Source organism: Elizabethkingia argenteiflava (genome assembly GCF_009904105.1).
Lineage (GTDB): Bacteria > Bacteroidota > Bacteroidia > Flavobacteriales > Weeksellaceae > Elizabethkingia > Elizabethkingia argenteiflava.
Map to the genome: position 1 here is coordinate 51,673 of NZ_JAAABJ010000507.1, position 7,351 is coordinate 59,023.

General features: G+C 38.0%; 5 protein-coding genes. All 5 read right to left on the reverse strand.

The features are described from left to right. Window positions 1-53 precede the first annotated feature (53 nt). The 5 genes from GNY06_RS06940 to GNY06_RS06960 all read right to left on the reverse strand — a co-directional run bounded on the left by GNY06_RS06940 (window position 54) and on the right by GNY06_RS06960 (window position 6,842). Window positions 54-494, reverse strand: coding sequence for an HD domain-containing protein (locus tag GNY06_RS06940; RefSeq protein WP_166519390.1), 441 nt, complete (start codon window positions 492-494; stop codon window positions 54-56). Between the two features lie 245 nt (window positions 495-739). Beyond that, window positions 740-2,518, reverse strand: a complete 1,779-nt coding sequence (locus tag GNY06_RS06945; protein ID WP_166519391.1) for an acyl-CoA dehydrogenase family protein — start codon at window positions 2,516-2,518, stop codon at window positions 740-742. Window positions 2,519-2,607: 89 nt separating this feature from the next. Beyond that, the gene (locus GNY06_RS06950; RefSeq protein WP_166519392.1) at window positions 2,608-3,786 is read right to left on the reverse strand and encodes a thiolase family protein; all 1,179 of its coding nucleotides are present in this window, start codon (window positions 3,784-3,786) and stop codon (window positions 2,608-2,610) included. 189 nt (window positions 3,787-3,975) lie between these two features. Next, entirely contained in the window at window positions 3,976-6,384 is a 2,409-nt protein-coding gene (locus GNY06_RS06955) for a 3-hydroxyacyl-CoA dehydrogenase/enoyl-CoA hydratase family protein (RefSeq protein ID WP_166519393.1), read from the reverse strand. Further along, window positions 6,381-6,842 carry a MarR family winged helix-turn-helix transcriptional regulator gene (locus tag GNY06_RS06960; RefSeq protein ID WP_166519394.1) on the reverse strand — a complete coding sequence of 154 codons (462 nt, stop codon included), beginning with the start codon at window positions 6,840-6,842 and terminating at the stop codon, window positions 6,381-6,383. Before GNY06_RS06960 ends, GNY06_RS06955 begins: the two co-directional genes overlap by 4 nt. Between the last annotated feature and the right edge of the window lie 509 nt (window positions 6,843-7,351).

Below are 7,351 nucleotides of genomic sequence, written 5' to 3' on the forward strand. Positions count from 1 at the left end.
GGATTTTTTTGGAGTTTAGAGTAACAATAAAATTTCCAGTCCATTGCATACCACTAATATTTTGCAATCAAATAGCGATAGTATTTAATATACTTATTAAATCTCTTTAAATCGTTATCGGTTAGCAATCTAGGCATTCTTTTAAGATCCATATTGTCTATAAGATCGTTTATTTTAACGGCAATGGCTAAGGCATTGGTTTCAATACGTTGGATCAGAAGGCTATAATCTTCTTCTTCACTGGTTTTGGTGATACATCTTACCGCTTCCACAATATGAGGAGAGAAGCCTTTTTCTATTAAATCGCTTAGGCTAATTTGTGAATCCTCTACCACATCGTGTAGAGCTCCTACAATTTTTTCATCTAGGGTTTTTCCCATATTCGAAACCCTCAGCACATGATTAATATAAGGAGCATCGTATTTGTCTTTCTGTCCTTTATGAGCTTTTACAGCTATTTTAATTGCACGATGTAACTGTTCTTCTTTTGTCATAAGTTATTAAAAAAAGCATATAGCAAATGTAACAAATCAACTGATGTTTCAAATAGGTATGTATCATTTTTTAAAGAACGAATATTTTACCATACGGAACAAGAAAACTCATGCTATCCAACCTCTTTAAAATTGAAAATCCTAGTCTCTTGATCATTTTCCGAGTGAGTATAAAATCCCGGGTTTTCATGTATAAAAGCGCTTCACACTAAGTGAAGCGCCCAAAATATAGAGAACAAGCCAATTTAGTAACCTCCTTTAGCAATATAATGCGCTGCAATTTTTTCTGTTAAATTCACCACATTAGGATAGTGGGTATATTTGGTAAATCTTCTCAATCCAGAGAGGAGCATTTTCTGTTCATCACCTTCAGCGAAAGAAATAATAGCCTCTCTGGCGGCCACTGTAATTTTCTCAATCCCTTTATACAGGTTTACTTGGGCGATAGCAGCTTCTATACTGGTTTCTGTAAAGTGCTTTTCAGCTCTTAAAATAGCAGATTCCGCCATGTAAATCTGATTGAGAATTTCGGAGGCATTCAGCAATAAATGCTGTTGTTTCTCTATTTCGATTTTATACTTTTGAAGTGCCGAACCAGAGACCATTAAGAAAATTTTCTTTAAACTCTGAATTAAAGCTTTTTCTTGAGCCATATAAGCGGAGTAGTCAGGCGTTTCAAAGGAGGGGATACCCATCAGTTCTTTTCCCACGGCCATAGCTGGGGAGAGTAGATCGAGTTCTCCTTTTAACGAGCGTTTAATCAGCATGCCTACAGAAAGCAGACGGTTGATTTCGTTCGTACCTTCATAAATTCTTGAAATTCGAGAATCTCTCCAGGCAGCTTCCATTGGAGTATCCTCGGAAAATCCCATTCCTCCATAGATTTGTATACCTTCATCTGCCGTTTGCTGAGCAAGATCTGAAACATATGATTTGAGTATAGAACACTCTACAGCAAATTCTTCTACGCCTTTAAGTTCTGCCTGCTGATGATCAAGGCCTGTACCCACAAGTTCTTCTATCTTATCTTGAATATCTTTGGCTGCTCGGTAGGTGCCTGATTCACTTACAAAGGTACTGATTGCCATTTCAGCAATTTTCTTTCTTATAGCACCAAAGCTAGAAATAGACACTCCAAATTGTTTTCTTTCATTGGCGTAATTTATGGAATTTTTTAAAATGCGTCTTTGCGAATCCAGGCAGGCTGCTGCTAATTTTATACGACCTACATTTAATGCATTCAGCGCTATTTTAAATCCATTGTTTCTTTCCCCTAAGAGATTTTCTACTGGCACTTTCATATCGTTGAAGAATACTTGACGGGTGGAGGAGGCCCGAATTCCCAATTTATGTTCTTCTTCTCCAAAGCTTAAGCTTTTTGGATCTTCGAGTTCAGATTTGTTGATCACAAAGCCCGTGATGTTTTTGTCGTCACCAATCTTAGCAAAGAAGGTAAAGGTCTCTGCAAATCCCGCATTGGAAATCCACATTTTTTGGCCATTGATAATATAGTGTTTGCCGTCTTCAGAAAGTTGAGCTTTTGTTTTTCCAGAATTGGCATCAGAACCTGCATCAGGTTCTGTTAAACAATAGGCTCCAAAATGATTACCCGTAGCTAAATCCGGAAGATATTTTTGTTTTTGTTCTTCTGTCCCGTATAGAACTACGGGTAAAGTACCTATACCGGTATGGGCACCGTAAGCTGTCCCCAGTGAACCAGATATCCCTGAAATAAAGTCGCAGGCCAGGACGCTTGTCACGAACCCCATGCCCATTCCCCCATAAGCTTCTGGAACGGCAATTCCTAAAAAGCCCAATTCGCCAATTTTGCGCATGACTTCTTCAGTATACGAGTAATCTTTCTTTTCAAAACGCTCGCGGTTGGGGTAAACTTCGCGATCAATAAACTCTTGAGCAGAATTTTGCAACATCTTTTGATCTTCATTAAGCTCTTCAATGCTAAAAATATTTTTGGCTTCTATATTTTTTATGAGGAATTCTCCTCCTTTGATGGTATGGCTCATATTAAATTTTGTTATTGATTGTTTTCATTCAAAATCAACACCTTGGTTTTGAATATTTAGTATTTATTTGGATATTGAAATTTTGCCCTTTACAGCAATTCAAATACACTGGCAGCTCCTTGACCTGTTCCTACACACATTGAAACCACGCCATATTTACTTCCTCTTTTTTTCATTTCATCCAGTAGTTGTATGGTTAATTTGGTTCCCGTACAACCCAATGGATGGCCCAGTGCTATAGCACCACCATTCACATTGATAATATCGGGATTTAAGTCCAATTGTTTTTTGATGGCTACTGATTGAGAAGCAAAGGCTTCGTTAATTTCCATCAGATCCACGTCATTCAGGGAAATATTGGCTTGACATAAAGCTTTTGGGATGGCATAAATCGGTCCTATTCCCATAATTCGTGGGGGCACACCCACAGTGGCATAAGAAGCCAGTCTAGCGATGGGCTTAAGGTTAAATTCTTTTAGAAAAGCTTCAGAAACAACAAGGACAAAGGCTGCACCATCAGACATTTGGGAAGAATTTCCCGCAGTGACGGAGCCTCCATTCGCAAATACAGGTTTTAGTTTAGCGAGCCCTTCTAGTGAGGTATCTTTTCTCGGACCTTCATCTATGGAAAAGTCAAATTTTTTAATTTGTGATTTTTGATTCTCATCTAAAAAGGTGTATTCTACAGGCACAGGGACTATTTGCTCCTTAAACCGATCTTCATTGATTGCTTTTAAAGCTTTCTGATGAGACTCAAAGGCAAATCTATCCTGTTCTTCTCGGGAAATTTTGTATTCTTTGGCTACTGCTTCTGCTGTATAGCCCATACCCCAATAATAGTCGGGGTGGTTTTCTGCAAGTTGAGATTCAGGTACCGGTTTATACCCGCCCATAGGAATAAAGCTCATGGACTCGGTTCCTCCTGCTATGATACATTCGGCCATGCCGGTTTTAATTTTTGCTGAGGCTAAGGCGATAGCTTCCGATCCGGAAGCGCAGTAGCGATTGATGGTAACTCCGGAAACCTTATCTGTGTTAAGTCCCATAAGGGAAATAAGGCGAGCGACATTTAAGCCTTGTTCCGCTTCGGGCATGGCATTTCCTACGATCAGGTCATCTATTCTGGAGTGATCTAATCCGGGGATATCCATGACTAATCTTTTGATGACTGTTGCCGCTAGAACGTCTGGTCTTGTAAAGCGGAGCGAGCCTTTGGGAGCTTTTCCCACAGCACTTCGGTATCCGGCAACTATATATGCTTGTTTCATAATGTAGAGATTGAATTTGAAGAGGTGAGCGTAAATACACTCAGTTTTTCCAATTTTATTTTTAAGATTGATATTGAAAACAAATCGTTTTTAAGTTTCTGAGAAATTTTACTTTCCTATATTTTAAATTGAAGTACACCTGGGTATTTTTAATAAAAACATTTCATTTTCATTTCTATTGTTACCCGTCTAATTGCGAAGAGGTTTTCCATTTTGTAACATATATTGTATTCTCTCTAAGGTTTTTCTTTCACTGCAAAGCGATAGAAAAGCTTCTCTTTCAAGGTCTAGGAGATATTGTTCTGTAACCTCAGTAGGTTCAGAAAGATTTCCACCTGCCATCACAAAACCTAACTTATCTGCTATTTTTTTATCGTGTTCCGAGATATAATTGCCGGCCAGCATTTGGTCAGTACCCACATAGAACATCCCTAAGGCTTCTCGTCCCAGCACTTTTATTTTTTCTTTTATAGGTTGGGTATATCCCTGTGTGGCTAATTGTAGTGCGATGTGCTTAGCTGCTGCAATCTGATGATTTTTATTGACGACCACTACATCTTTGTATTTTTGAAGAATCCCCATATCATAAGCTTCATAAGCGGAGGTGGCTACTTTTGCCATCGCGATATTCATAAAAGCATTACGCAATCGGTTGGTTTTAACGTCGTCGCTAACCACCTCTTTCATGGTTCTTAAGCTAAGCTCTTTAGAGCCTCCTCCTCCGGGGATTACGCCTACTCCAAATTCCACTAGTCCAATATAAGTTTCTGCTGCTGCTACCACGCGGTCCGCATGTAGGCTCATTTCACAGCCCCCTCCCAGAGTCATACCGTGCGGAGCTACTACTACAGGAATGCTAGAGTAGCGTATCCTCATCATCGATTGTTGGAAATAATGTATAGCCATATTAAGTTCTTCCCAATCTTGATCTACCGCCATCATTAAAATCATGGCTAAGTTGGCGCCCACAGAAAAATTAGCCCCCTGATTTGCGATCACTAAGGCATCATATTCTTTTTCTGCCAGATCAATGGCTTTGTTTAAGCCGTCCAATACCTCTCCTCCTATAGAGTTCATTTTAGAACGGATCTCAAAATTGATAACGCCCTCTCCTAAATCTTGAATTGCAGAACCGCTATTATGCCAAAGGGTTTTATTTTTCCGAATATGATCTAAGATAATAAATGAATCCTGTCCTGGGATGTTTGAATATTTTTTTGTTTTGAGATCAAAGAAATTTCTATGACCTTCTTCGTTGATTTTGTAAAATCCCGGATGGTCTTTTTGTAACATGTTGTTCACCCACTCAGCCACTTCATAATCGGCTTCTTTGGCAAGTTCAATTCCTTTTTCTAAGCCGATGGAATCCCAAATTTCAAAGGGACCGTTTTCCCAACCAAAACCGGCTCGTAATGCATCATCTATTTTATAAATTTCGTCTGAAATACCAGGAATTTTATTAGAGGCATAGGCAAATAAGGCTCCTAGGCTATGCCTGTAAAAGGCAGCAGCTTTATCCTTACCCTCTATCAATATTTTAAAACGCTCTATAGGCTTTTCGATGGTTTTGGTCAGTTCTAAGCTAGCGAAACTTGTTTTAGATTGACTTTCATATTGGTAAGTTTCCAGATTGAGACCTAAAATTTCTGATTTTCCATCTGTATTCTTTATTTTCTTAAAAAATCCTCCATCGGTTTTAGCGCCCAGTAGTTTATTTTCTATCATATATTGTACGAAGTCGGGTAGCTCGAATAGATTTTTAAAGAGATCTGATTCCGCTCCGCTGTCACGGATACCATTCGCTACGTGTACCAGCGTATCCAAACCTACGACATCGGCTGTTCGGAAGGTAGCCGATTTCGGACGACCAATAACAGGACCGGTTAATTTATCGATTTCCCATACTTTAAGTCCTAATTTTTTTGCCAGATAAAAAATATTCATAATACCGAAGGTTCCTATTCTATTGGCTATAAATGCTGGGGTATCTTTTGCTAGAACCGTGGTTTTACCTAAAAATTTCGCACCGTATTCCATATAGAATTTTACAATATCAGCATGGGTTTCAGGGGTGGGAATAATTTCTAAAAGAGGGAGATATCTTACAGGGTTGAAAAAGTGAGTGCCTGCAAAGTGTTTTTTAAAATCATCACTTCTGCCTTCAATAAGAAGATGGATCGGAATACCCGAAGTATTTGAAGAAATGAGTGTCCCCGGTTTTCTGTGCTCTTCAATCTTTTCGTAGACCGACTTTTTAATATCCAGTCGTTCTACTACCACTTCAATAATCCAGTCACTATTTTTAATTTTTTTCAGGTCATCCTCAAAATTTCCAGGGGTAATACGGCTTACAAATTTTGGTGAGTAGAGCAGAGCTGGGCTTGCTTTGGGTAGTTTCTGAAGATTCTCGGTGGCAATTTTATTGCGTACGGCTTTGTTGTCAAGAGTAAGGCCTTTGGATATTTCGTGGTCAGACAATTGATGAGGTACAATATCCAGCAGTAACACTTCTACGCCAATATTAGCGAAATGCGCTGCAATACCTGATCCCATAATTCCTGAACCGAGAATGGTAACGTGTTTAATTCTTCTTTTCATAAAGGCTTGGAATTTTTATTATTTAAATTATTCACTATTTTTAAAATATCTCCCATTACTTCCTTAAAGGTTTCTAGTTTTTCGGGGCTGATAACTTCAACGACTTTCTTATTAAAATTAAGCACGACTTCTTTAGATAAATTCCTGGAATTTAAACCTTTATCTGTTAACTTAATGATAACTTCTCTTTTATCTGTTTTCGTTTTTTCTTTATAGATATAGCCGTTATCCTCTAGGAGTTTAATAATTCGGGTGAGGGAAGTGGGTTCTATTGCCATTTTAGGACCTAGGTTCGTACTCCGAGTACCTTCCTTGGGGTCAATTTTTAAGAGTGTTAGGGCCTGAACAGCTGTCGAATCGTATTCGTGAGCGCGTTCAGAGTACATTTTAAATACAGCTAACCAAGTCTGTTTTAAAATAAGATCAATATTATCCACTTTGTTCTTAGTACTTTCCATATCAATATTAAATTCGGGTCTTTTCCAAATATAATAATTATTATGCATGCATAACATATGCTTGAATTGTATTTGCTTTAAAATACTGTATTACAGTATTTTAAACACTATGGACTACATAATAATAGGGGAGTAAATGCTTAAAATAAGGGGGTTAAAGTCGACTTAAGTTACTGAGATATAACTCTAAAAAGCCTAAAGAGTTCTTTAGTAAGGTAAATAAACTCAAAAAAACAAAACCAGCATCGGGATAAGATGGCTTATTTATTCGGGGTAAGCCTGTATTGAAAAGTAAACCAGAAGCTAATAAAAACTAATAATATTGGGGCAAGGAGAGGGTAAAACAAAAGATAGCCGATACCTTTGCTTATTTATAATAACAATGCTCCGGAGCTGAAAGGGGATGGGTTTAAATTTTTCATTCTGTTATCGAGTTAATTAGGGTATTTTTTCGAAAAATAGTGTTATAAAATTTGTTAAATATATATAAACTTTCTATTTTTGCACTC

What these genes read in the sequence shown, in the direction of transcription:
- GNY06_RS06960 (WP_166519394.1), bottom strand. Translation starts at nt 6,842, where the DNA reads ATGGAAAGTACTAAGAACAAAGTGGATAATATTGATCTTATTTTAAAA.
- GNY06_RS06950 (WP_166519392.1), bottom strand. Translation starts at nt 3,786, where the DNA reads ATGAAACAAGCATATATAGTTGCCGGATACCGAAGTGCTGTGGGAAAA.
- GNY06_RS06945 (WP_166519391.1), bottom strand. Translation starts at nt 2,518, where the DNA reads ATGAGCCATACCATCAAAGGAGGAGAATTCCTCATAAAAAATATAGAA.
- GNY06_RS06940 (WP_166519390.1), bottom strand. Translation starts at nt 494, where the DNA reads ATGACAAAAGAAGAACAGTTACATCGTGCAATTAAAATAGCTGTAAAA.
- GNY06_RS06955 (WP_166519393.1), bottom strand. Translation starts at nt 6,384, where the DNA reads ATGAAAAGAAGAATTAAACACGTTACCATTCTCGGTTCAGGAATTATG.